Raw genomic sequence first — 23,918 nt, forward strand, 5'->3', positions numbered from 1 at the left:
GGATCATTGCCTCTCATAGGCATCTGACGCCTGCACGAACACGTCATTCGCTGACCTAGCGATCTGGACGTAAATCAATCTATGATGGGGACTGCCGTCCGCGCCCGTCGATAGTTCGGAGTGTCTAAAACCATGTATGATGTCATTGTTGTCGGTGGCGGCTCTGCCGGTGCCGCAATCGCCGCGCGGCTGTCCGAAGCGAGAGACCGCCGCGTGCTGTTGCTGGAAGCGGGCCTCGACTGGCGCGCCGCTGAGGCGCCCTGGGAGATCAGCACACCCAATCCGATTCCGATCATCCACCAGCGTGAGTTCCAGGAGAAATGGCAGTGGCCCAATCTCTTGACCCGCCGGATTGCTGGGCAGGAGCCACGCTTCTATTGGCGCGGCAAGGGACTGGGCGGCAGCTCGATGATGAACGGCCAGATCGCCATTCGTGGCGTGGCGGATGCATTCGACGAATGGGCCGCCAATGGCTGCACCGGCTGGTCCGCGCGCGAAATCATGCCGCTGTTCTCGGTGATCGAGGATGATGAGGACTTCGGCGACACCAGGGGACACGGACGCGGGGGTCCGCTGCCGGTCTATCGCGCGCCGCCGGACACCTGGGGGCCCGTCGACCGGGGGCTGCGCGATGCGGCGCTCGCCAGCGGCTATCCCTGGTGCGCGGACCTCAACGGGCCGGACGGCGAGGGTGTGGCCTGTTATCCGATCAACAGCCGCAACGGCCGGCGCATCTCCACCAATGAAGGCTATTTGGAGCCGGCGCGCGGCCGCTCTAATCTGGAAATTCGCGGCCACGCACTCGTCGATCGTGTCTTGATCGAGCAGGGGCGGGCCACCGGCGTGCGGGTTCATATCGCGGGCCAGGGCGTCAGCGAGATCCGCGGGCGCGAGATCGTCCTGTGCGGCGGCGCCATCCACAGTCCGGCGATCCTGATGCGCTCGGGCATCGGTCCGGCGGACGACCTGAAATCTTTAGGCGTCGCCGTGCAACGCGATCTGCCGGTCGGCTGTGACTTCTTCGATCACCCGCTGTTCCGCACCACCATCGAACTGCGCGAGGACCTGCGTGCCACGGATCGCGACACCCGTCATACCAATTGCTGCGTGACCTATTCCTCTGGCCTCGCCGACGGCGGCAAGCGCGACATGATCCTGATCGCGTTCAATCATCGCGGCATCGGAATTCCCGCCGCCATCGGCGCCGGACTGTTCAATGCCTATTCGCGCGGCTCGCTCAAGCTTGCCTCCGCTGATCCGGAGATCGATCCCATCGTTGAGGAGAACATGCTGGCGGATTCCCGTGACATGCTGCGGATGACCGACGTGGTGAGACGGATGGCGGTGCTGACGGCGCAGCCGGCGCTTGCCGGCATTGCGGACTGGATTCGTCTGGCGGATACCGAGCTGACTCTGCCGGAGGCCGCGGCGTTGCCCGATGGCGAACTCGAAGCCGTGTTGCGCCAGGTGACCGGAGACATCCAGCATGCCGCCGGCTCCTGCCGGATGACCGGCTTCGGGGATGAGGACGGCGTGGTCAATCCGGATGGCACCGTCAAGGGCATCGCCGGCCTGCGCGTTGCTGATGCGTCGATCATGCCGTCCGACTGCCGGGCCAATACTCACTTCACCACGGTTGTGATCGGCGAAGCCATCGCACGGATGATGATGCGCGCCGGTTGAAATCAAAAATCTGAGATCCAGGACATTCCATGCCCACCAATGCTGAAACAGAAATCACCGAATGGCTGGCGTCGCAGAAGGACGCCATGGTTACGTTGCTGCGGGAGGTGGTCGATATCGATTCTGGATCCTACGACAAGGCCGGCGTCGACGTCGTGGGGACGCGTTTCGAAAAACACTTCGCCGATCACGGCATCTCGGCGTGGCGAGAACAGCATGACACGTTCGGTGACGCGATCCATGCCCTGGTGGCGAAGCCCGGCAGCAACGAGAAGCCGATCCTGCTGATGGGCCATCGCGACACGGTGTTTCCGAAAGGTGAGGTGGCGCGGAGGCCATTCAGCATCGAGGGCAACCGCGCCCATGGCCCCGGCGTGGCCGACATGAAGGCGGGCCTGGTGATGAACGTGTTCGTTGCCGCTGCATTCCAGCGCTTCGGCAGTGCGCCGTGTCCGATCAAGCTATTGATCACGTCCGACGAGGAGATCGCGTCGCCCTCATCGCGTCCGGTGATCGAGCGCGAGGGCCGCGCCGCGCGCGCGGTCTACAATTCCGAGCCCGGCCGTCCCAGTGGCAATGTCGTGACTGGCCGCAAGGGCGGTGTGTTCATGCGTTTTGAGGTGTTCGGCAAGGCGGCGCATTCCGGCACGAGTTTCTTCGACGGCGTGAGTGCCATCGGTGAAATGGCGCACAAGATCGTGCGGATTCATGCGCTGACCAATGCCGACAAGGGCATTACGCTGAATGTGGGGCTGGTCGCGGGCGGACAGTCCGTCAACACCACCGCGCCCCATGCTGAGGGCCAGATCGACCTGCGTTATGTCGATCCCGCGGACCGGGCCGCGACACTGGCCGCGATCGAGGACATCATCGCGACCCCGACCGTCTCCGGCACGTCGGCGAAACTGCACATCAATGGCGAGTTCCTGCCGCTGGTCCAAAGCGAGGGTTCAAAGCACATTTACGACGGGTATCGGGCCGCAGCGAAGGATGTGGGGCTGCCAAATGTCGCCGGCGAATTTACCGGCGGTTGCGCCGATTCCGGTTTCACCGCGGCGGTCGGCGCGCCGACCATCTGCGCCGTCGGCCCCGTCGGCGGCAATGCGCACACGCCGCAGGAGTATCTCGACCTCGACAGTTTCGTTCCGCGCGCCCAGGCACTCGCCCTGGCGATCCTGCGGACGCGCGTCGAGGCCGCCGGATGATCGCTGCAGGCGCAGCGGGAGTCGGTCCTATTTTGTTCGGATCGGCGAGTCCTTCAGTCCGTTGTTGTCATAGGCGCGGCGCAGCTGGCCGTTGGATGTCGCTTCGGTCATGAATTTTGTGACGAATGCCAGCGCGAGCGGGTGGTTCAGCGGCACCGCGACCGCCGTGGTGGTCTGCTTGAAGGTTTCATCCAGCACCCGCGTGCCCGGAATTTTCTTCGCCATGGCATTGAGCTGATCGCGCGACAGCGCGAAGGCGTCGATGTCGCCGGATTTCAGCAGTCCAAAGATTTCGTCATAGGTCTGATAACCCGTCACCTTGGCGGTCTTCAGATGCGCGATGGCGCCACGCATGGTGGTGGTGTTGTTGACGGCGGCGACCTTGATGCCGGCCTGGTCGAGCTGCTGGAAATTGGCGACCTGTGAGCCCGGCTTCACGATGTAGGTCGCATCGGCCACTTCATAAGTCGGCCCGAATGCCATCTTGGTCGCGCGCTCGGGATCCTGCGGCAGGAACGTGACATCCCATTTTCCGCTCGATGCCGTGTCTGTGATCTGTCCTGAATTCTGATGGGCGACATATTCGAGGGGAATGCCGAGTTGCGTGGCCATCTCCTTGCCGAGATCGACCGGCACGCCCGCGTAACCGTCCCCGGTCTTGGTGGACCAGAACGCGCCGCCGGCCGGGCTGATGGCAATGGCGACCCGCAGCTTGCCCGTAGGCGCGATCTCGTCCCTGAGCGGATCGGCGTAGCCAGAATTCATCGTCATCAACACAACTCCCAGAACAAGACCTGACGTCCGCAACCGCGCAAAGCTCTTCATGATATCCTCCAAACCGGATCTGCGCCCGGTCAGCTACTCATACCCCGTCATTTCGAGATAGCCCACTCCACCGTGGCTGCCGCGGATGGTGATCGGCCCCTCCCAGTAGAAGAAGCGCGTGCCCATCCAACTCTGTGCATTCAGCGGAACCGTGTCGATCCGCAGGTTTTTTGCGGGGATATCGACGTGCCAGGAGGTCGGCAGCTCGCGCCCGGCGACGCGGGTCCGCGCCGTTGACGTCATCGTGATCGATCCACCATCGAGCTCTTGCGTGGTACCGTCGGCGCTAATCCAGTTGCCGGCCAGATGATGCTTGCCGTCCTTCTGGCGCAGGCGATACAGCATCAGCTTGTCTCCGCCATCGAGATGCAGCGAGAACCAGTCCCACCCGGTCTGGTCCGGCGCCAGCGGCTGGCTGCTCCACTCCCGGTCCATCCATGCGTTGCCCGTCACGCGGACCGATTTGTTGTCGATGGTGACGGTGCCCGACGCCTGGAAAAACGGTTGGCTGTAATAATACGAGGCCTGGCCGCGTTCCGATTTGCGGCTGTAGCCGGCGTGTCCCTGCAGGACCAGCGGCCTGTCGGCTTCCAGTCTCAGGTCGTAGCTGAAGTTGTCCGCGGATGCGCTGAGCTGCAGCGGCGCAATGGTCTTCTCGGAGACCCCATCGAGCCCGCGCATGTCCCAGGCATCGATCCAGGCATGAAACGGCTGAGCCTCGATGCCGGCTTGCCCGATGCCGCCACGCGAGAGTCGTTCGCTGAAGCGATGCAGGTCGGCGCGGGTCACCGCCGCGTGTCCCATCCAGAGCTGCTTGTCGGCCCAGCCGCTTGCTTGCGGTCCGGAGAGGATGGCCTGTCGAAACAGTGTCCACTGCACACCATGAGGCGTGCCGGTCGCGTCCATAAGATTGGCGGTGACGTACCACCATTCGATCCGGTAGTCCGGATGCGCGCCATGGTCGGCGGGGAAGGCGAATGTCCGGCCCGGCGTCACGGCACTGAAGCCGTCGGCGTTGCCGTCCATGCCGGCGAAACCTTGTGCGCGAGCGGCCTTGCCGCCGATGGCCAGCAGCAGGGAGCTGGCGATGAGAGAGCGCCGGCTGAGATCAGCGTTCATTGGCGAAAATCTTGATCAATTGCGCCGGCGGCATGCGGCGCAGTTTCAGGATCGGCCAAAGCGTGGCGAGCAGGGCGGCCGACAGCGCCACGGCCAGCAGCATCAGCAGTTGCGACGGAAAGACATGCAGCGGCAGCCGCCAGCCGAAGGCTTTGACATTGACCACGGCCAGAAGGCACCAGGCGACGGCGAGGCCGAGCGGCAGCGACAGCAGTGTGGTGACCAGCGCCAGGGTCATGGTCTTCAGCAGTTCGATCGCGGAGAGGCGTCCCAGCGTCAGGCCGATGGCCCATAGCGGCGCGATCTGCGGCAGGCGCGTCATGCTCAGGATCAGGAGGCTGGTCAGCAACGCCAGGCCGGCGACGCCCAGCGTCAGCGTGTTCAGCGCCGCTGTGACGGCGAAGGTGCGATCGAAGATCCGGTTCGACTCCGCCTTCACGGCGGACTGGTCCGCGATCTGCCGGTCGCCCAACCCGAACTGAGCCTGGATCGCAGCGATAAGGGCGGGAACATGGTCCGGCAGAACGCGCAGTCCAAATCGCGTCTGCGGCGTTTGTGGAAACCGCTCGATCAAGCTGCCGATGGCGACGGCGATCTGCCCCTTGGGATTGCCGTAGTCGGCATAGACGCCTGCGATTGTCAGCGGCCAGACTCCCGAGGGCGTGGGTACGCGCAAAGTATCGCCGACGGCGACTTTCAACCGGCGTGACAGTTGTTCGCTGACAAACGCGTCGCCGCGCTGCAGGCGATCCCATGGATTCGCCGATGTCTCGAGCAGCGGCCAGCGCTCCCGGTAGCTCGGATGATCCGCCAGCCCAAACAGCTCGATCGGCTGGCCGCCCAATTGGGTGTCCGCGCGCGCGCCCGGCAGCACCGCGGTGACGTCGGGACGCCGCAACAGCCACTGCTTGAGTGCCACGGCTTGCGTTTCGTTGGCAGCGCTCAGATAGACTTCGGCGAACAGTCGCCCATCCAGCCAGCTGATGAAGGTGGTCCGGAAACTTCCGACCATGGTGCCGACACCGACATTGACCGCAAGCGCAAGCAGCAGCGCCATCAAAGCGAGTGAGAGCCCTGACAATTGCTGTCGGCTGTCGGCCCAGAACCATTGGACCAGCGGACCGCGGGCCCAGCGCTGCGCCAACGATAGTATGAGATTCAGGATCACCGGTAATCCCAGCGCCGCCCCGAGCAGCAGCGCGCCAAGAACGATAAACCCGGCGAGCAGCGAGTCCCACAGCATGAGGACGACGATCGCCATCAGCAGGATGCCGATGGCGAGCAGCCCCTGATAGGTCAGCCAGACCTGTTGTGCGTGTTGCCAGGCGCGCGGCTGGGCGCCTTCAAGCAAGGACAGTCGGGACAATTTTGCGAAGCTGCCGGCGGCGGCCACCAACGCGCCCGCAACGCTCATGGCGAGACCGGCGGCCCACCACACGGGCTTCAGCGTGAGTTGTCCCCCGATCTGCGCGCCATACAGTCCGCGCAGGCTGGCTGCAACATCGGGGAGAAGAGACGCGGCAATCAGATAACCAAGGATCAGCCCGATCAGGCCTGATCCCAGCGCCAGCACCACCAGTTCGATCGTCAGGCAGGCATTGAGAGTGACGGTGGATACGCCGCAGGCCCGAAGCGTCCGCAACATCGGCAGGCGCTGCTCGAAGGCGAGGCCGATGGCGGAGTTGACGATGAACAGGCCGACCAGGAACGACAGCAGGCCGAACGCGGTCAAATTGAGATGAAAACTGTCGGTGAGTTGTTCCAGGTCGCTCTCGGTGTCGGGCTCGACGCGCCGCAACCGGTCGCCGGCAATGTCATTGAGCGGTTTTGCCGGGCCGACGGCTTTTCCGATCAGCAGGCGGGAGATCTGACCGGGCCGTCCCAGCAGCTGCTGCGCGATGCCGATATCCACGAGCAACACGCCCGGTGCCAGCTGTTGCTGAACCCGCAAAGGCGGAAGCGGCACGCCGGCCCGCGATCGCAGCGTCGCGCCGTCCTGCGCGCCCAGGCTCGGAAGCGTTTCCGGTGCGACAAAGGTCTCGCCCGGAGGCAGCAGAAACTTCGTCAGACCATCTCCGGCCATCGATGACGCAAAGCCGGCGTCCCGGGGCAGGGTGATCGGCTCCACGCCGATCAGCCGGAACGAGCGCTCGCCGATCTCGATGCGGCCTTCCAGCACGGGCGACACCGACCAGCCGGCCCGGCGCAGGTCGACAAAAAGCTGCTGTGGGATGGTTCCGCCGTCGCGATCGACCAGCATCGGCGAGCGGGCGCCGCCGAAAATCGCCGCGGCGCGATCGTAACTGATGCGGGCCTGCTGGTTGAGGGCCTGGACGCCACTCCACAACGCGGTGGCCGCGATCAGGCCCAGCAAAAGCGTCGCCAGCTGGACCGGATGCCGGCGCCAATGGCTGAGAAGAACCGCGACGATCCAGAGGGCTTGCCTCACGCTACACGACCGGCGCTGAGATGAACCTGGCGATCGAGCCGCGCCGCCAGCCGGCTGCTGTGCGTTGCCATCAGCAAAGCGCAGCCGGTGCTGCGCACGAGGTCAAGCGCAAGCGCGAGGACTTCGTCGGCTGTGGCCTCATCGAGATTTCCGGTAGGCTCGTCGGCTAGCAGAAGCGCCGGCTTCGCGGCCAGCGCCCGTCCGATCGCGACCCGCTGCTGCTGTCCGCCCGACAATTGCTCCGGATAACGCTTTAGCAGATGACGCAGCCCCAGCCGGTCGATCAGCTCTGCTTGCCATTCGGGATAGGATCGCCCGGCCAGGCGCGCCTGGAAGACCAGATTGTCAGCGACCGTCAGGCTGGAGACGAGATTGAACTGCTGGAACACCAGGCCGATCTTGTCGCGACGAAACCCGGCGGTGGCGCGCTCCGACATCGTCGACAGCAGACTGTCCTCGAACCAGATCTCGCCGCTGTCGGTCCGGTCGAGGCCTGCAATGACATGAAGCAGGGTGCTCTTGCCGCTGCCGGATTCACCACTGAGTGCGACGGTCTCGCCTGCAGCGAGCTCGATGTTCACGCCGCGCAACACCTGAAGAGTTTCTTCGGAACTGCGGTAGCTCTTGTGCAGGTTGGAAACGCGGAGAACCATGTTTTCGTTAAGACGCCGAATTCTTGTTAAGATATGGCGTGAGAGTGATCCGCAGGCCATCCTTCGGCTTCGGGATCGGCCACATCTGCCAACCGGGGACATAACCAGGCTTGATCGAGACGGTGATGTTGCGCAGCAGATGCAACGCGAAGCATTTGGCCTGCATGTAGGCGAAATGCAATCCCAGGCACATGTGCGCGCCGCCACCGAACGGAACATACGCAAAGCGATGCCGTGCGCGCTGGGCCTCGTCGGTGAAGCGCAGGGGATCGAAGGTTTCCGGATTGGGCCAGAGTTCAGGCATGTGATGGGTATACAGCACGTTGATGCCGGTCAGGGTGCCGGCCGGGATGGTGTATCCCCGGAACGAAAATTCGCGCATGGCCCGGCGCGGCATCGACGGCACCGGCGGCTTCAGCCGCATCGCTTCCTTGAACGCCATCTCGGTCAGCGACATTGCGTTGAGTTTGTCGAACGGCAGCGGCTCGCCCGGCGCAAGTCCGAGCGACATCACTTCCTCGCGCAGCTTGTCCTGCCACTGCGGATTGGCGGCGAGGTAGTAGACAAACGATGTCAGCGACGATGTCAGCGTATCGTGCGCGGCCATCACCAGGAAACTCATGTGATCGACCACGTCCTGGGTCGAGAGCAGCGCGCCGTTCTCGTGGGTTGCCTGACAGAGCTGGGAGAACAGGTCGCCGCCGCCGCGGGCGCGCCGAATCGGAATCTGTTCCGAGAAGTAGGCAACGATCCGCTTGCGGCCGGCGACACCACGCGCCATCTGGGTGCCCGGCAGCGGCTTGCGGATGACGGCGACCGAGGCCGCGACCATGTCGATGAACGCGCGCGTGACCTCATCGACTTCAGGACCGATGTCGGTTCCCAGGAACGACGTTGCTGCAAGATCGAGGGTGAGCTGTTTCATGGCTGGATAGAACAGCAGCTCTCCGGGCGTCTTGCGCCATTGCGCAACCCGCGCGGCGATCCCGAAATCCAGCTGCGCGAGATAGGCTTTCATCGGTTCGGACTTGAAGGCCACCGACAGCGCACGGCGATGCAACCGATGCTCGTCAAAATCGAGCAGCATCAGCCCATGCGGGAACAGCAGGCCCAGAATGGACTCCCAGCCATGGGTCGAGGAGAACAGCTTGGTCTGGTCCATGTATTGCAGTTCATTGGCCTCGGGGCCGAGAAGCGTGATGTTGGTCTCGCCGAGAATGCGCGAGCGGTAGATCGGGCCAAACCGCTGTGCCATTCTTTGGACTTCGCCCAGCGGGTCGGCAAGAACGTTCAAGGTGCGGCCGACCAGGGGCCAGCCTTCATCGCCGGGAATGTGGGCGAGCGCTGACCGGTCGACCCGTTCCAAGCCGGGGGTGGTGGTCACAGCAGACGGTGTCAGAGTTTGCATCGACATCAAGACCTCCCGGATCGGTCCCCTGCGGGTGAGGATGTCGTGTTGTCAGGCCTTTGACAAGCCGGGTGGGATCAGCAGTCAGCTTGACTAAGTCAATGTTTCTGTTGCTTAAAATTCCAGCGGGGCGTTGTCGACGACTTCTTTCATGACAAAGAATGTGCGCGTTTGCCGGACGCCGGGTAGCGCAATCAACTGGTCGCCATGGATGCGGTTGAAATCCGCCATGTCGCAGACCCGGATCTTGAGGAAGTAATCGAAATCGCCGGCGACCAGATGGCAATCGAGGACGAACTTCAGTTTCGCCACCGCTTTTTCGAATGCGGCAAAACTCTCCGGCGTCGAGCGGTCGAGAACCACGCCGAGCATCACCAGCGCGCCCCGGTTGACCTTATGCGGCGCCACCATCGCGCGGACCTGCTTGATAAAACCGCTCTCGAACAGCGCCTGCGTCCGCCGGTGGCAGGTCGCGGGACTGACGTCGACCATTTCGGCCAGGTCCGCATTGCTCAGGCGTCCATTGCCCTGGAGCAGGCGAAGCATTTTCAGATCAATTCGGTCCGGCTCTGTGCTCACGGAAGAATCTTCCATAATTTGAATATATTTTCGAAGATATATAAGTAATAGCCACGAATGGGTCGGAAAGAAAGCAAATCAACGCCTATCTTTGAGAGCACATTTCCGGCCCAAAAGGCTAGATACCTCCGCATCAAAGCCCCCTCGACAAGGATCACGCATGCTGGAGAAATTCGAACGATATCCGCTCACCTTTGGCCCGACGCCGATCGAAAAGCTGGAGCGCCTCGGCGCGCATCTCGGCGGCAAGGTCCAGATCTATGCCAAGCGTGAGGACTGCAATTCGGGGCTCGCTTATGGCGGCAACAAGCTGCGCAAACTCGAATACATCGTTCCCGACGCCATCGCGTCGAATGCCGATACCCTGGTCTCGATCGGCGGCGTGCAATCCAACCACACCCGGATGGTCGCGGCCGTGGCGGCGAAGATCGGCATGAAGTGCCGGCTGGTTCAGGAGACTTGGGTGCCGCATGAGGACGCGGTCTATGACCGGGTCGGCAACATCCTGCTGAGCCGAATCATGGGCGCCGATGTCCAAATGGTCGACGACGGATTCGACATCGGCATCCGCAAGAGTTGGGAAGACGCGATCGCGGACGTCAAGGCCAAGGGCGGCAAGCCCTATGCGATTCCGGCCGGCGCCTCGGAACATAAATATGGCGGTCTCGGCTATGTCGGTTTTGCCGAAGAAGTCCGAGCCCAGGAGAAGGCACTCGGGTTCGCCTTTGATTACATCGTGGTCTGCACGGTCACCGGCTCCACCCACGCCGGCATGCTGGTCGGTTTCGCCAAGGACGGCCGCGCGCGCAAGGTCATCGGCATCGACGCGTCGTTCACACCGGCGCAGACCAAGGCGCAGGTGCTGCGGATCGCGCAGAACACCGCCAAGCTGGTCGAACTCGGCCAGGAGATCGTTGACGACGATGTCGTGCTGGTCGAGGATTATGCCTATCCGACCTATGGCGTTCCCTCGGAGGAGACCAAGGACGCGATCCGTCTGTGCGCACGCCTGGAAGGCATGATCACCGACCCGGTCTATGAAGGAAAATCCATGCAGGGCATGATCGACCTGGTGGGCAAGGGTTATTTCCCGGAAGGATCGAAGGTGCTCTACGCTCATCTCGGCGGTGCGCCGGCGCTCAACGGCTATGGCTACGCCTTCCGCAACGGCTAATACGGTTATCGCAGATCACCATCGAAATTCTTGCACGCGTGGCGTTCAGCTGCGCGTGCATTTTTTCTTGCGTGTAGACGCTGCGCTCATCAAATTTCGCTGATCGGTTCCTGAGCCTGCGCGCTTTACAAGGGCTGTGGTCCCCTGAACACTTGGTAACGCCGTTGATCGTGTGACGGCGAAATGGCTTCCGCTGTGGCGGGAGTCTCCGGATGTGAAGAGGACAGAGAGCCATGGCATCTCCCAGCGCGCCGCGCGTTCCCGCCGACATGGCGAAACAGATCGTCAATCCGTTCGCCTATGGCGAGTGGAAGGACCTGCAACGGACGTTTGCGACATTGCGCCGGGACAATCCGGTCGCTTTGGTCGAGGTCGAAGGCTATCGGCCGTTCTGGGCCATCACCCGCCATGCGGACATTCTGAAGATCAGCAAGGATAACGCCCGCTTCCTCAACGCACCGCGGTCGGTGGTGCTGGGGCCGCTGGCGAACAGCAGTCTTGTCCAGCAGGTCACCGGCGGCAGTCCTCATCTGGTGCGCTCGCTGGTGACCCTCGATGCGCCCGAGCACATGGCCTATCGCAAACTGACCCAGAGCTGGTTCATGCCGCCGAACCTGAAGCGGATCGAAGACGATATCCGTTTGCTGGCGAAGGCGGCAGTCGATCGCATGCTCGCCAGCGGCGGCCGGTGCGATTTCGCGCGTGATGTCGCGGCGGAATATCCACTCCATGTCATTATGAAAATTCTGGGCGTACCGGCGCAGGACGAGCCGCTGATGCTCGCGTTGACGCAGCAGATGTTCGGCAGCGAGGACCCCGATCTCAATCGCTCGCGCATGGTGGTCAAGTCTGCGGAAGAGATCACCGCGACGGTCATCAAGGTGGTCGGCGACTTCGAACACTATTTCGAAGCCTTGGCGGCGCAGCGCCGTGCCGAGCCCCGCGATGATGTCGCCAGCGTCATCGCCAACGGCACCATCGACGGCAAGCCGATCGATCCGCGGATGGCCGCCGGTTACTACATCATCGTGGCCGCGGCGGGCCACGATACGACGTCCGCCTCCACCTCCGGAGCGATGTGGGCCCTGGCGGAAGATCCCTCGGAGTTTGCCAGGGTGAAGGCGAACCCGGACCTGCTGCCGGGCCTGATCGAGGAGGCGATCCGCTGGACCACGCCGGTGCAGCATTTCATGCGCACCGCCGGGGAGGACGTGGAGATCGGCGGCCAGGTGATCGAGAAGGATGACTCGCTGATGCTCTGTTATGTCAGCGGTAACTATGACGAGACTGTGTTCGAGGAACCCAATCGGTTCCGCTCCGACCGTGAACCCAACCGTCATGTCGCGTTCGGGTCGGGGGCGCACATGTGCCTGGGGTTGCATATGGCGCGACTGGAGATGCGTATCCTGTTCGAGGAATTGCTGAAACGGATCGCGCACGTCGAGCTTGCGGGGGAACCGAAGCGCTCGAACTCGACCTTCGTCAGCGGTCCCAAGACATTGCCGTTGCGTTTTGTTGCTGCGTGAAGCGAGCGACCGTACATGCAGCGGCGTGATTGCCTCTGCAATCCCGCAGCTCTGCTCTGAAGAAAAATAAACCGCTCGTTTGTCAAAAATATAAGTAACCCGATTTCTCGCGTGGCGCGAAAAAGAGACGGTCTTGGACTGGCTCGTTCAATACTGTTTTGCGAGACTTGCTCATCGTCATCAATGGAACCTCTCGCGAGGATGTCTGATGAAACACGTGGGCTCGTCGAGGTTTTCAAGCATCTTCTCTACGAGGAAGGCTGCGATCGGTATCGCGTGCACGCGCCGCGCGGTCCGCTGTCGGAGCTGCTGAAGACACCTATGTGATGCGCGGCTGAACTCGCACATCACTCAACAAAATCAATTGAGTATCTGACATCGAAGCGCCTCCGATCGGAGGCGGCGGAAACGCCTGCGCACTCTGCGGCGGGTGATGTCGATCTGTTGCCCTCTTTCTTCTCTCTCAACCATCGAGGTGGATTCCATGACTGTGCCGCGCGATCCGATCAAATTCGCCTATTGGGTGCCGAATGTGTCCGGCGGTCTCGTCATCAGCAAGATCGAGCAGCGGACAAGTTGGGACATCGATTACAATCGGCGCCTTGCGCAGATCGCGGAGGACAGCGGTTTCGACTATGCACTGAGCCAGATTCGTTTCACCGCCGGCTACGGCGCGGAGTTCCAGCATGAATCGGTGGCGTTCAGTCATGCGCTGCTGGCGGCGACCAAGAAACTGAAGGTCATTGCCGCACTGCTTCCCGGGCCGTGGAATCCGACACTCGCGGCCAAGCAGATCGCGACCATCAGCCAACTGACTGAGGGGCGTGTCGCCGTCAACATCGTCAGCGGCTGGTTTCGCGGCGAGTTCACCGCCATCGGAGAGCCGTGGCTCGATCACGACGAGCGTTATCGCCGTTCCGAAGAGTTCATCCGGGCGTTGCGCGGAATCTGGACCCAGGACAACTTTACGTTCCGCGGTGATTTCTATCGTTACAGCGATTATTCGTTGAAACCCAAGCCGCTGGACCCGCAGCCCGAAATTTTCCAGGGCGGCAGCTCACGCGCCGCCCGCGACATGGCGGCACGCGTGTCGGATTGGTACTTCACCAACGGGAACTCTCCGGAAGAGATCAGGAAGCAGGTCGACGACATCCAGACCAAGGCCGCGGCGAACGGTCATGCAGTCAAGGTCGGAGTCAACGCTTTCGCGGTCGCGCGCCAGAACGAAGCCGAGGCGCGCGGCGTGGTCGACGAGATTGTCGCCAAAGCCGATCCCGAGGCCGTTCACGCCTTTGGCCATGAGGTGAAAAACGCCGGCAAGTCCTCCCCGGAAGGCGAGGGCAACTGGGCCAAATCGAGTTTTGAGGACCTTGTTCAATATAATGACGGCTTCAAGACCAATCTGATCGGAACGCCGCGGCAGATCGCCGAGCGTATCGTGGCGCTGAAGAACGTCGGCGTCGACCTTGTCCTGCTCGGTTTCCTGCACTTTCAGGAAGAGGTCGACTATTTCGGCAAGCACGTCATCCCACTTGTGCGCGAGCTTGAGGCGGCGGCGTTGCCGCGCGTTGAAGCGGCGGAATAGGCGCGGCAACGGGTTGGGGCCGGCTTGACGGCAACGGATCGTACGCCGGGTCGGGCCGCAGTGCTCGCCGTTCCGCCCGGCCTGCCGCTGGAATTGTTTTACGTACGCGGCCAGTAGCCTGCGGACGCTTGTTGTCTCACGGCTCGTCATGATTGAAATCGTTGAGCGTGGGCGAGCCACGCTCAACTGTGATCGAAACGCTTGCTGGCTCGGTTCGGCGTTCCGGCGGGATCGCCGGCCCCTCATGGTGACGCTTCGGCGCTTAATCGTGCCGATGTCGGGGGGTCCATGAGGATTTCGCGCCCATCGGCAGCTGCTCGGCGCCCGCCATCTTCCATCCTGCTCATGGACAAGCCTTTGCTGCTCCGCGCCGGGCTGCATGACGCCGTGCGGTCCGCGCCGGCTGCGATGGTATCGCAGCGGCTGGTTTCCACAGCTTCAGCTATTGACAGTCTAAAATCGGAAAGATACTTCTGGGGATACAATATTTCCTGTGAGGAAAGTAATGTGCGGAATTGCCGGGTTGTTCCTGAAGACACGCTCGCTTGAACCGGAACTCGGATCGATGCTGAGCGGGATGCTCGCGGTGTTGTCGGATCGCGGGCCGGATAGCGCCGGATTCGCTGTCTACGGCAAGGGAACGGATCATCTGGTCAAGCTGACGCTGCGGCTGCCGCCGCGCCCCGACGCCGGCGGTGCGGTCATCGTGGCCGCTCGGCAGTTCGAATTGGCGAGTCCCATCTTTCATGCCAACCATGTGATCATTTCCATTCCGGCTGACAAAGTGCAGGCGGTGCAGGCCTTCATCCTGCAGTCGCCGTCGCTCAGCGGCGTCGAAATTGTCGGCCGCGGTAGGCGGATGGAGATCTACAAGGACGTGGGACTTCCCGCCGACGTCGCCAAACGCTTCGATCTGCCCCAAATGTCGGGAACCCATGCGATTGGGCACACGCGGATGGCGACGGAATCGGCGGTCACCACCAAGGGCGCGCATCCGTTTTCGACCGGGACGGATCAATGCCTCGTCCATAACGGTTCGTTGTCCAACCACAACGGGGTGCGGCGGGAATTGCAGCGCGAGGGGTTGTCGTTTGAAACCGACAACGATTCCGAGGTCGCGGCCGGCTATCTGACCTGGCGGATGCGCGAAGGCGCATCCCTGCGGGAGGCGCTGACGCAAAGCCTGAGGGATCTCGACGGCTTCTACACATTCGTCGTTGGAACAGAGTCCGGCTTCGCCGTGCTGCGGGACGCCATAGCCTGCAAGCCGGCGCTGATGGCCGAGACCGACGATTATGTCGCGTTCGGCTCGGAATATCGCGCGCTGGCCGGTCTGCCGGGTATCGCGGCCGCGCGCGTGTTCGAGCCCGAGCCTGCGACCGTCTATGCGTGGGAGCGCCACTGATGCCGACCGTCGATCTGGCGGAGGTCAAGTTGCGCGACCTCAATGGCGCCCTGCACAAGCTGCCCAGGGATACCAATGAAACCCACTGGGTCATCACCAATCCCGGCGGCAAGCATGCGATCGCCTGCGGCGTCAATCTGCCGCTCACCATCGAGGTGGAGGGACACGTCGGATATTACTGCGGCGGGATGAACAGCGATGCCACCATCATCATCGAGGGCAATGCCGGCGTTGGCGTCGCCGAGAACATGATGTCGGGCGAGGTACGTGTGAAGGGGGATGCGAGCCAGGCCGCAGGCGCCACCGGCCGCGGCGGCCTGCTGGTCATCGAAGGCAACGCATCTGCCCGATGCGGGATCTCGATGAAGGGCATCGACATCGTGGTCAAGGGCTCGATCGGTTCGATGAGCGCGTTCATGGCGCAGTCGGGAAACCTGGTCGTGCTGGGAAATGCGGGCGAAGCGCTCGGCGACTCGATCTACGAGGCCCGCCTGTTCGTGCGCGGCTCCGTCGCCAGTCTCGGCGCCGACTGTATCGAGAAGACGATGGGCGCCGAGGACCGTGCGGCGCTCGAAGCGGTGCTCGAGAAAGCCGAGCTCACCGAGGTGTCGGCGGATGATTTCAAACTCTACGGATCGGCCCGTCGGCTCTACCATTTCCATGTCGACAACGTCGATGCCTACTGATCGGAGCCGCTCCATGACCGTGCAAGATCCGTCGCCCCAAGATCTGCCGGCGGCAGCCCCGCACCGGACGCTTCCGCGTTATTCCGCGACGTTTGATCCGCATACGATTTCCGAGATCCAGCGTGCCGCGGCGACCGGCATCTATGACATCCGTGGCGGCGGCGCGAAACGCAAGCTGCCGCATTTCGACGATCTGCTGTTCCTGGGAGCCTCGATCTCGCGGTATCCGCTCGAGGGCTATCGGGAAAAATGCGGCACCAACGTGGTGCTGGGGACGCGTTTCGCCAAGACCCCGATCGAGCTCAAGATTCCCGTCACCATCGCGGGCATGAGCTTCGGGGCATTGTCCGGTCCCGCGAAGGAAGCGCTGGGACGTGGCGCATCGGCGAGCGGCACCTCCACCACGACCGGCGACGGCGGCATGACGGCGGAGGAGCGCGAGCATTCCAGGACATTGGTCTATCAATATCTCCCGTCGCGTTACGGCATGAATCCGGAAGACCTGCGCAAGGCCGATGCGATCGAGGTCGTGGTCGGGCAGGGCGCGAAGCCCGGCGGCGGCGGCATGCTGCTGGGACAGAAAATTTCGCCGCGGGTCGCCAAAATGCGGGATCTTCCCGAAGGGATCGATCAGCGTTCCGCCTGTCGCCATCCTGATTGGACCGGCCCCGACGACCTCGAAATCAAGATCGAGGAGCTGCGCGAGCTCACCGATTGGGAAAAGCCGATCTACGTCAAGGTCGGCGCCAGCCGGCCCTATTACGACACAGCCCTGGCGGTGAAGTCGGGCGCCGATGTGGTCGTGCTCGACGGCATGCAGGGCGGCACCGCAGCCACCCAGGACGTCTTCATCGAAAATGTTGGGCTGCCCATTCTCGCCGCGATCCGTCCCGCCGTTCAGGCGCTGCAGGATCTCGGCATGCACCGCAAGGTGCAATTGATCGTCTCCGGTGGAATTCGCACCGGCGCCGATGTCGCCAAGGCGCTGGCGCTGGGCGCGGATGCGGTCGCGATCGGCACCGCGGCCTTGATTGCGCTGGGTGACAACGATCCGCGCTTGGAGGACGAGTACCGAAAACTCGGCACCACCGCGGGCGCCTATGACGACTGGCACGAAGGCCGCGATCCGGCCGGGATCACCACGCAGGATCCCGTGCTCGCCGCGCGGCTCGATCCGGTCAAGGCTGGCCGCCGGCTCGCCAACTATCTCGCGGTCCTCACGCTCGAGTGCCAGACCATCGCGCGCGCCTGCGGCAAAAGCCACGTGCACAATCTGGAGCCGGAAGATCTCGTGGCCCTGACAGTGGAGGCAGCCGCCATGGCTGGCATTCCGCTTGCAGGCACCAACTGGATACCTGGAAAGTTTTAACGCCACCAGCTGCCGGCACAGGGGACGCTCATGACTGTCAATCTCGAAGATGTCGCCAAGCAGAAGGGCATCAAGTCGTTTCTCATCTCCTACACCGATCTGTTCGGGGTGCAGCGCGCCAAGCTCGTGCCCTCAGCGGCGATCAATGCGATGGCGAAAAACGGCGCGGGATTCGCCGGCTTTGCGACCTGGCTGGACATGACACCCGCGGATGCGGACCTGTTTGCGGTCCCTGATCCCGACAGCCTGGTGCAACTGCCCTGGAAGCCCGAGGTTGGTTGGCTCGCGGCCGATCTCTGGATGAACGGTGCCGAGGTTGTGCAGGGGCCGCGCAATCTGCTCAGGAAGCTCAAGTCGGAAGCCCAGGCCAAAGGCCTTCAGGTCAAGACCGGTGTCGAATGCGAGTTCTTTCTGACGACGCCCGACGGTCTTGCGGTGTGCGACAGCGCTGACCGGCAGGCCAAGCCCTGCTACGATCAGTCGGCCTTGATGCGCCAGTACGACATCATTGCCGAGATGTCCGACGCCATGCTGGCGCTGGGCTGGAAGCCTTACCAGAGCGACCACGAGGATGCGAACGGCCAGTTCGAGATGAACTGGGAGTACGACGATGCGCTGGTCACTGCGGATCGTCACTCGTTCTTCAAGTACATGGCGAAATCGGTCGCCGAGAAGCACGGCCTGCGCGCGACCTTCATGCCGAAGCCGTTTCTCGATCTCACCGGGTCCGGCTGCCACGCTCACGTGTCGCTGTGGCGCGACGGCAAGAATCTGTTCGAGAGCGAGGGGGGCGAACTCGGCGTTTCCGAACTCGGTTATCACTTCATCGGTGGAATCATTCACTCGGCGGATGCGCTGTGCGCCCTGTTCAATCCGACGGTGAATTCCTACAAGCGCATCAACGCGCCGCGAACGACGTCGGGCGCGACATGGGCTCCCAACACGGTGACCTATACCGGCAACAACCGCACGCACATGATCCGCATTCCAGAGCCGGGGCGATTTGAGCTTCGGCTTGCCGATGCAGCCGCCAACCCATATCTGCTGCAGGCAGGAATCATTGCGGCCGGTCTCGACGGCATCGAGAACAAGCGGGATCCCGGTAAGCGGCTCGACATCAACATGTACACCGACGGCCATACCGTGAAGGAAGCCAAGCGACTGCCGCTCAACATGCTCGATGCGCTTCGCGCGCTCGGCGACAATTCCACGATCAAGGACCGGCTCGGCGCGTTTGTTCCCTCATTTCTCAAACTGAAACATGACGAGTGGAACAGCTATTGTCGGCACCTCACGCAATGGGAGCGGGACGCAACGCTGGACTGTTAGAGCGTTTTCAACGCTCTGGGATCAGCTGCGCCGCGGATAGATGATGATCGACAGGTAGGTCATCGGCGCCTTGATCAGCTCTTCCGGGCCGTGACGCGCGGCGGCGTCGAAGAACAAGGCATCTCCGGGCTCCATGACATAGCTGCGGTCAGCATGGCGGTACCGGACCTTGCCCGACAGCATGTAGATGAACTCGACACCGGCATGGCGGAAATCGGTGTAGGGAACGGCGTCGCCCTTCAGCGTGATCAGATAGGGTTCGACGGTGACCTCGCCGCCGAGCGAATGCCCGAGCAGATCGTAGAGATGCCCGGCCTTGGTGCCGCGGCGTTCGATCCGAACGCCCGTTCCCGCTTTGACGAACGAACAGTCGCGCTGCTCGCCGGTTTCGTGAAACAGACGGCTGATCGGAACATTGAGCGCTTTTGCCAGGGACGACAGCGTGGCGAGTGACGGTGAAATGCTGCCGTTCTCGATCTTGGACAACATTCCGGTCGAGATTCCGGACGCCGCGCTGAGCTCCGAGACGGTGAGATCGAAGCTTTTGCGCAGCCTGCGGACCTCGGCGCCGATTTCGGATTCGAGCGTGGGGGCAACGTCCTTCGGTGCAGACGAGCCGGTCAGAAGGTCGACCTCTTTCGCGCGGACGCTTCCGGATTTACGGCGCTGCACGGCAGCTTTTTTCACGATTTGCTCCTGTCTTGTCGTCGTTCGAATCCACGCCGGGTCGATGCAGCCCGGCGCGGACTCCCGCGCTGGACTCCACAGCCAATCGATGACGGGGCAGGCCGCCTTTGATGGCATTTCCGAGTGCTCCTGCTCGAAATAGCAGCAAAAATCGAGCTGGCGTTTCCCGAACCGAAGTACCACGGCCTTCCTCAATAGCCCGTCAGCGGCTCAAGGCAAACCCGCGCAAGCCAAAAACACCGCAAAACATCTTGCGTTTCAAAGTCCAAGCGATGGACGTTCCTGCATCCGATCTCTTTCCTCTGAGGAAACATCTGGCACGATATTTGTATGAAAATTTGTTGTCTCTCAGGAAACATTGGGTCCGGAGAGGGGGCCGGACGAAACCCGATCAAAACGATGGAAACCACATGAAGTTCATCATCGCCGTCCTCAAGCCTTCCAGATCGAAACTTCGTTCGATCCGGACACTGCAGCGGGTGGTGCGCGATCGCCCCGCCCGGATCTACCGCCGCCGGAAACCGCAGGATTCATCGTTCCAACCCTGGAGCGGACCCGGCCGATCCTGACCAACATGCACGTCACAGCAATCCATCCACAGCTCACTTCAAAACGGGGAGATACCATCGTCATGTTCAGCTTGAAGACTGCTTGTAACGCCGTCATGGCCGCATCCGCGGCCATGGTCGCCAGTGTGGGGGTGGCGCTCGCCCAGACGGCGCCCGCCGCCGCTCCGGCAGCGACACCGGCACCGACGCTCAATTCCGGCGATACGGCCTGGATGCTGGTCTCGTCGCTGCTTGTTCTGATGATGCTGGTGCCGGGCCTGGCGCTGTTCTACGGCGGCATGGTGCGCAAGAAGAACGTTCTGGCGGTGCTGATGCAGAGCTTCTTTGCCGCCGGCATTCTGTCGCTGATCTGGATCGTGATCGGATATACGCTGGCCTTCAGCGAAGGTAATCCATTCTTCGGCGGCATGAGCAAGTTCATGCTGCAGGGCATCGCTCCCGATACGCTGGCTGCGGGGGCCCCGACAATTCCCGAACTTGTGTTCGCGATGTTCCAGCTCACCTTTGCCATCATCACCCCGGTGATCATCCTCGGCGGCCCGGCGGATCGGATGAAGTTCTCGGCGGCGATGATCTTTCTGTCGCTCTGGCTAGTCCTCGTCTATGCACCGATCGCTCACATGGTATGGGGCCCGGGCGGGTTTCTTGCCGATGCCGGCGTGCTGGACTTCGCCGGCGGCACAGTCGTGCATATCAATTCCGGCATCGCCGGTTTGGTCGCCGCCTTCATGGTCGGCAAGCGCACGGAATTCGGCAGCACGGCGCTCGCGCCGCACAACGTCATCCTGACCATGATCGGGGGCTCGCTGCTCTGGGTCGGCTGGTTCGGTTTCAATGCCGGATCGGCGCTCTCGGCCGGCGGTTCGGCCGCGATCGCCATGATGAATACCCATGGCGCGACCGCCGCTGCGATCGTGGCGTGGACGATCGTGGAATGGGTGGTGCGTGGCAAACCCAGCCTGCTCGGGGCGGTGTCCGGCGCGATTGCTGGACTTGTCGCGATCACTCCGGCCTGCGGATTCGTCACCGTCAGCGGTGCGCTCTTCATTGGCCTTGCCGCCGGTGTGGTCTGCTTCTGGGGAGTGTCCAGCCTGAAGAGGCTGTTCGGCTATGACGACGCGCTGGACGTGTGGGGCGTGCATGGCGTCGGCGGCATCCTCGGCGCGCTGCTGACGGGCGTGTTTGCCGTCGCATCCATCGGCGGAGCCGGCAAGGCCGGCCTTATCGACGGGAATCCCGGCCAGGTTCTGCTTCAACTGGAAGGCATCGCGGTCACGCTGGTCTGGTCCGGCGTCATCAGTGCCGTGCTGCTGAAGCTGATCGACATGACCGTCGGGCTGCGTGTCGATGCCGAAGTGGAAGCGACCGGGCTTGATCTGGCGCTGCACGGCGAAACTGTCCACGGTTGATCCGTGAGCCTCTCGCCGGATGGCCGCGGCATGAGGCCGTTGCCATCCGGGGTCCGTTATGTGTCGTTATGATCACGCGGGTGCTATGCCCGCGATCAGCCGCAGCGACAATATGTCAGCGCGCGTGCAGCGTGACCCAGCCAGCATTTTCCAGTTGTCGGCGACAGCAAAATCGCGCGTCAATTGCATTTCATTCGTTCTGGCGTAGAGTTAGGTCTACGTTTCCCAAACAAATCGGACTGAATGAGGATATGAACCCCAGTGGTACGGGCAATAGTTGGCGGGTCGGTGTACTGTTTTCTCAAACAGGCGTGACCGCGGCGACCGAGCAAACGCAGCTCAATGCCACTCTTCTCGCAATCGAGGAAATCAACGCAAATGGCGGTGTCCTCGACCGTAGGGTCGAGCCGGTCATCTATGATCCGGCGTCGGATCCAAAGCTGTCCCGCACGCTGGCCGAGCGCCTGTTTCAGGTCGATCGCATTCGCCTGCTGTTCGGATGCTATATGACAAGCACGCGCAAGGCCGTCCTTCCGGTGGTGGAGAGCCACCGCGGCCTGCTGTTTTATCCGACGTTCTACGAAGGCTTTGAGTATTCCCGCCACTGCATCTATTCCGGCGCCGCGCCGAACCAGAATTCGCTGCAGCTTGCGAAATACCTGTTGTCCACCTACGGCAACCGTTTTTTGCTCGTCGGGTCCAACTATGTCTATCCCTATGAATCGAACCGTCTGATGACGGATTTCGTCATGCAGGATCGCGGCAAGATCCTCGACGAAATCTATGTTCCGCTGGACGCCGGAAGCAAGGATTTCGACAAGGTCATCCGGCGGATCAAAAAGACATCCCCCGACGTCATCTTTTCTACAATCGTTGGTCGCTCGACAGCGCTGTTTTACGAGGCCTACAGGGCCGCAGGTTTCGATCCCAGGACAATGCCTATTGCGAGCCTGACCACCAGCGAGGCCGATGTCGCTGATATGCGGCCGGAAGCGGCTGAAGGCCACATCACGGCAGCGCCGTTCTTTGCCACCTTGTCGACGGCTTCGGCGCGCCGTTTTGTCGGCAGCTTCAGGGAGAGATACGGTCCGGACGCGCCGGTGACGGCTGCAGCCGAAGCTGCCTACTTCCAGGTTCATCTGGCGATGCGCGCAATGGCACGTTGCGGCTCCGATGATCCCGAGCGGGTCTTGCTCGAGCTGAGAGATGCCGAATTCGATGCTCCACAAGGGAGGGTCAGGATCGATCCGGAAAACAACCACGCCTACCTCTGGCCGCGGATCGCGCGGCTGGATCAACACGGCCGCTTTCAGACCGTGTGGAATCCCGGCGTCCGCATCAAGCCGGATCCTTATTGTGTCGTGCAGAGTCTGGATGACTGGTCAGCCGACGACCTCCAGTCGAGCAGTCACTGAAGGTCTGGCGCAGGGAGCTGGTGGTGGCGATCCAAATTCTTCGGGATCTTCGTGGTTTACGTGTCCAGGTGGTTCATCCGCCGGACAGCGAGCGCACCAGACTTGTTGAACATCTCCGCCGCATCGGCTGTACGGTTGAAACCCAATGGCCTGTTCCAGAGAGCTGGACCGATGGTTCGGACGTGATGCTCCTCGCTATCGAACATGATGTCCGTGGTGAAATCCAGCGGCTGTTGAGGTGCAATGACAGGCCTCGGCCAACCTTGATCGCCGTGGTGGGATATGAAGATCCGACGACGCTTCAACTGGTTCTGGAGGCTGGTGCGGTTGCCGTCATCGAACGCCCGATCCGTCCATTCGGATTGCTCACCAATCTGACGATCGCGCGCAGCCTGTGGCTCGAGAAGCAGGAAACCGAGAAGCGAATTCGCAAACTGGAACGCAAGCTGTCAGGTCTGCAACGAATCCAGAAAGCCAAGGCCATTCTGATGGACGGGCAGGGCTTGAGCGAGGCCGATGCCTACGAAAGCATCCGTCGTCAGGCGATGGCAAAGCGGCTGTCGATGGACGACATGGCGTCGGCGATCATCCACGCAAATGAACTCTTGCAGTACCGCGCAAAAGATGTTTAATTTTTGCGTGATTGCGCGCGGGTGAGATAATCCTTCACGCAAATTCAGCCGGATCACCAATGATGTTGGTCTGGCATGGCTAGGTAGCCCGAAAGATCCGTGAGGATCTGTCGGGCTTTTTTGCGTTTGGTGATCGTAAAGAGGCATGGACCTGGAAGAGTCCGCCGCTGACGGTCATTTCTGGAAAAATTTCAGTTCTGAACAACGTGCT

19 protein-coding genes are annotated in these 23,918 nt (G+C 62.1%); 12 read left to right on the top strand and 7 right to left on the bottom strand.

The features are described 5' to 3' along the window. Positions 1-132 precede the first annotated feature (132 nt). Both RS897_RS31260 and RS897_RS31265 read left to right on the top strand, forming a co-directional pair. Positions 133-1,683 carry a GMC family oxidoreductase gene (locus tag RS897_RS31260; RefSeq protein ID WP_315832546.1) on the top strand — a complete coding sequence of 517 codons (1,551 nt, stop codon included), beginning with the start codon at positions 133-135 and terminating at the stop codon, positions 1,681-1,683. 29 nt (positions 1,684-1,712) lie between these two features. Continuing rightward, on the top strand, positions 1,713-2,888 hold the full coding sequence (locus RS897_RS31265; protein WP_315832547.1) for a M20 family metallopeptidase: 1,176 nt from the start codon (positions 1,713-1,715) through the stop codon (positions 2,886-2,888). Positions 2,889-2,915: 27 nt separating this feature from the next. On the opposite strand, the gene RS897_RS31270 is transcribed toward RS897_RS31265, so the two are convergent. From RS897_RS31270 to RS897_RS31295, 6 genes are all read right to left on the bottom strand, one after another. Beyond that, positions 2,916-3,659 (bottom strand): transporter substrate-binding domain-containing protein, encoded by a 744-nt coding sequence (locus tag RS897_RS31270; RefSeq protein WP_315832548.1) that lies wholly within the window; start codon positions 3,657-3,659, stop codon positions 2,916-2,918. A gap of 87 nt (positions 3,660-3,746) precedes the next feature. Continuing rightward, entirely contained in the window at positions 3,747-4,832 is a 1,086-nt protein-coding gene (locus tag RS897_RS31275) for a lipocalin-like domain-containing protein (protein WP_315832549.1), read from the bottom strand. Next, positions 4,822-7,281, bottom strand: coding sequence for an ABC transporter permease (locus tag RS897_RS31280; protein WP_315832550.1), 2,460 nt, complete (start codon positions 7,279-7,281; stop codon positions 4,822-4,824). The genes RS897_RS31275 and RS897_RS31280 overlap by 11 nt, the downstream gene beginning before the upstream one ends. Next, a complete protein-coding gene (locus RS897_RS31285; protein WP_315832551.1) occupies positions 7,278-7,934 on the bottom strand; it encodes an ABC transporter ATP-binding protein in 657 nt (218 codons plus the stop codon). Before RS897_RS31285 ends, RS897_RS31280 begins: the two co-directional genes overlap by 4 nt. Before the next feature lie 7 nt (positions 7,935-7,941). Further along, complete coding sequence (locus tag RS897_RS31290; RefSeq protein WP_407654355.1) at positions 7,942-9,348, bottom strand: cytochrome P450; 1,407 nt, start codon at positions 9,346-9,348, stop codon at positions 7,942-7,944. A gap of 108 nt (positions 9,349-9,456) precedes the next feature. After that, positions 9,457-9,921 carry an Lrp/AsnC family transcriptional regulator gene (locus RS897_RS31295; protein ID WP_315832552.1) on the bottom strand — a complete coding sequence of 155 codons (465 nt, stop codon included), beginning with the start codon at positions 9,919-9,921 and terminating at the stop codon, positions 9,457-9,459. 160 nt (positions 9,922-10,081) lie between these two features. Between RS897_RS31295 and RS897_RS31300 the strand changes: the two genes are divergently transcribed. The 7 genes from RS897_RS31300 to glnT all read left to right on the top strand — a co-directional run bounded on the left by RS897_RS31300 (position 10,082) and on the right by glnT (position 18,995). After that, the gene (locus RS897_RS31300) at positions 10,082-11,095 is read left to right on the top strand and encodes a 1-aminocyclopropane-1-carboxylate deaminase (RefSeq protein WP_315832553.1); all 1,014 of its coding nucleotides are present in this window, start codon (positions 10,082-10,084) and stop codon (positions 11,093-11,095) included. Positions 11,096-11,328: 233 nt separating this feature from the next. Continuing rightward, the gene (locus tag RS897_RS31305; protein WP_315832554.1) at positions 11,329-12,621 is read left to right on the top strand and encodes a cytochrome P450; all 1,293 of its coding nucleotides are present in this window, start codon (positions 11,329-11,331) and stop codon (positions 12,619-12,621) included. 484 nt (positions 12,622-13,105) lie between these two features. Next, positions 13,106-14,206, top strand: a complete 1,101-nt coding sequence (gene sfnG, locus RS897_RS31310) for a dimethylsulfone monooxygenase SfnG (protein WP_315832555.1) — start codon at positions 13,106-13,108, stop codon at positions 14,204-14,206. 505 nt (positions 14,207-14,711) lie between these two features. Continuing rightward, positions 14,712-15,611 carry a class II glutamine amidotransferase gene (locus RS897_RS31315; RefSeq protein ID WP_315832556.1) on the top strand — a complete coding sequence of 300 codons (900 nt, stop codon included), beginning with the start codon at positions 14,712-14,714 and terminating at the stop codon, positions 15,609-15,611. Further along, positions 15,611-16,297, top strand: a complete 687-nt coding sequence (locus RS897_RS31320) for a GltB/FmdC/FwdC-like GXGXG domain-containing protein (protein WP_315832557.1) — start codon at positions 15,611-15,613, stop codon at positions 16,295-16,297. The genes RS897_RS31315 and RS897_RS31320 overlap by 1 nt, the downstream gene beginning before the upstream one ends. Before the next feature lie 13 nt (positions 16,298-16,310). Next, positions 16,311-17,666 (top strand): FMN-binding glutamate synthase family protein, encoded by a 1,356-nt coding sequence (locus tag RS897_RS31325; protein WP_315832558.1) that lies wholly within the window; start codon positions 16,311-16,313, stop codon positions 17,664-17,666. 30 nt (positions 17,667-17,696) lie between these two features. Next, positions 17,697-18,995: a type III glutamate--ammonia ligase gene (glnT, locus tag RS897_RS31330; protein ID WP_315832559.1), complete on the top strand. Its 1,299-nt coding sequence runs from the start codon at positions 17,697-17,699 to the stop codon at positions 18,993-18,995. 21 nt (positions 18,996-19,016) lie between these two features. Here glnT and RS897_RS31335 read toward each other — a convergent pair whose 3' ends face one another. Then, positions 19,017-19,685, bottom strand: a complete 669-nt coding sequence (locus RS897_RS31335) for a helix-turn-helix domain-containing protein (protein WP_407654580.1) — start codon at positions 19,683-19,685, stop codon at positions 19,017-19,019. A gap of 628 nt (positions 19,686-20,313) precedes the next feature. Here RS897_RS31335 and RS897_RS31340 point away from each other — a divergent pair. From RS897_RS31340 to RS897_RS31350, 3 genes are all read left to right on the top strand, one after another. Continuing rightward, positions 20,314-21,660 (top strand): ammonium transporter, encoded by a 1,347-nt coding sequence (locus RS897_RS31340; RefSeq protein WP_315832561.1) that lies wholly within the window; start codon positions 20,314-20,316, stop codon positions 21,658-21,660. A 251-nt stretch (positions 21,661-21,911) separates the two neighbouring features. After that, positions 21,912-23,075 carry a transporter substrate-binding domain-containing protein gene (locus tag RS897_RS31345; protein WP_315838802.1) on the top strand — a complete coding sequence of 388 codons (1,164 nt, stop codon included), beginning with the start codon at positions 21,912-21,914 and terminating at the stop codon, positions 23,073-23,075. A 23-nt stretch (positions 23,076-23,098) separates the two neighbouring features. Continuing rightward, positions 23,099-23,707, top strand: coding sequence for an ANTAR domain-containing response regulator (locus RS897_RS31350; RefSeq protein WP_315832562.1), 609 nt, complete (start codon positions 23,099-23,101; stop codon positions 23,705-23,707). The last annotated feature ends 211 nt before the right edge of the window (positions 23,708-23,918 follow it).

This window comes from Bradyrhizobium prioriisuperbiae (assembly GCF_032397745.1).
GTDB lineage: Bacteria > Pseudomonadota > Alphaproteobacteria > Rhizobiales > Xanthobacteraceae > Bradyrhizobium_A > Bradyrhizobium_A prioriisuperbiae.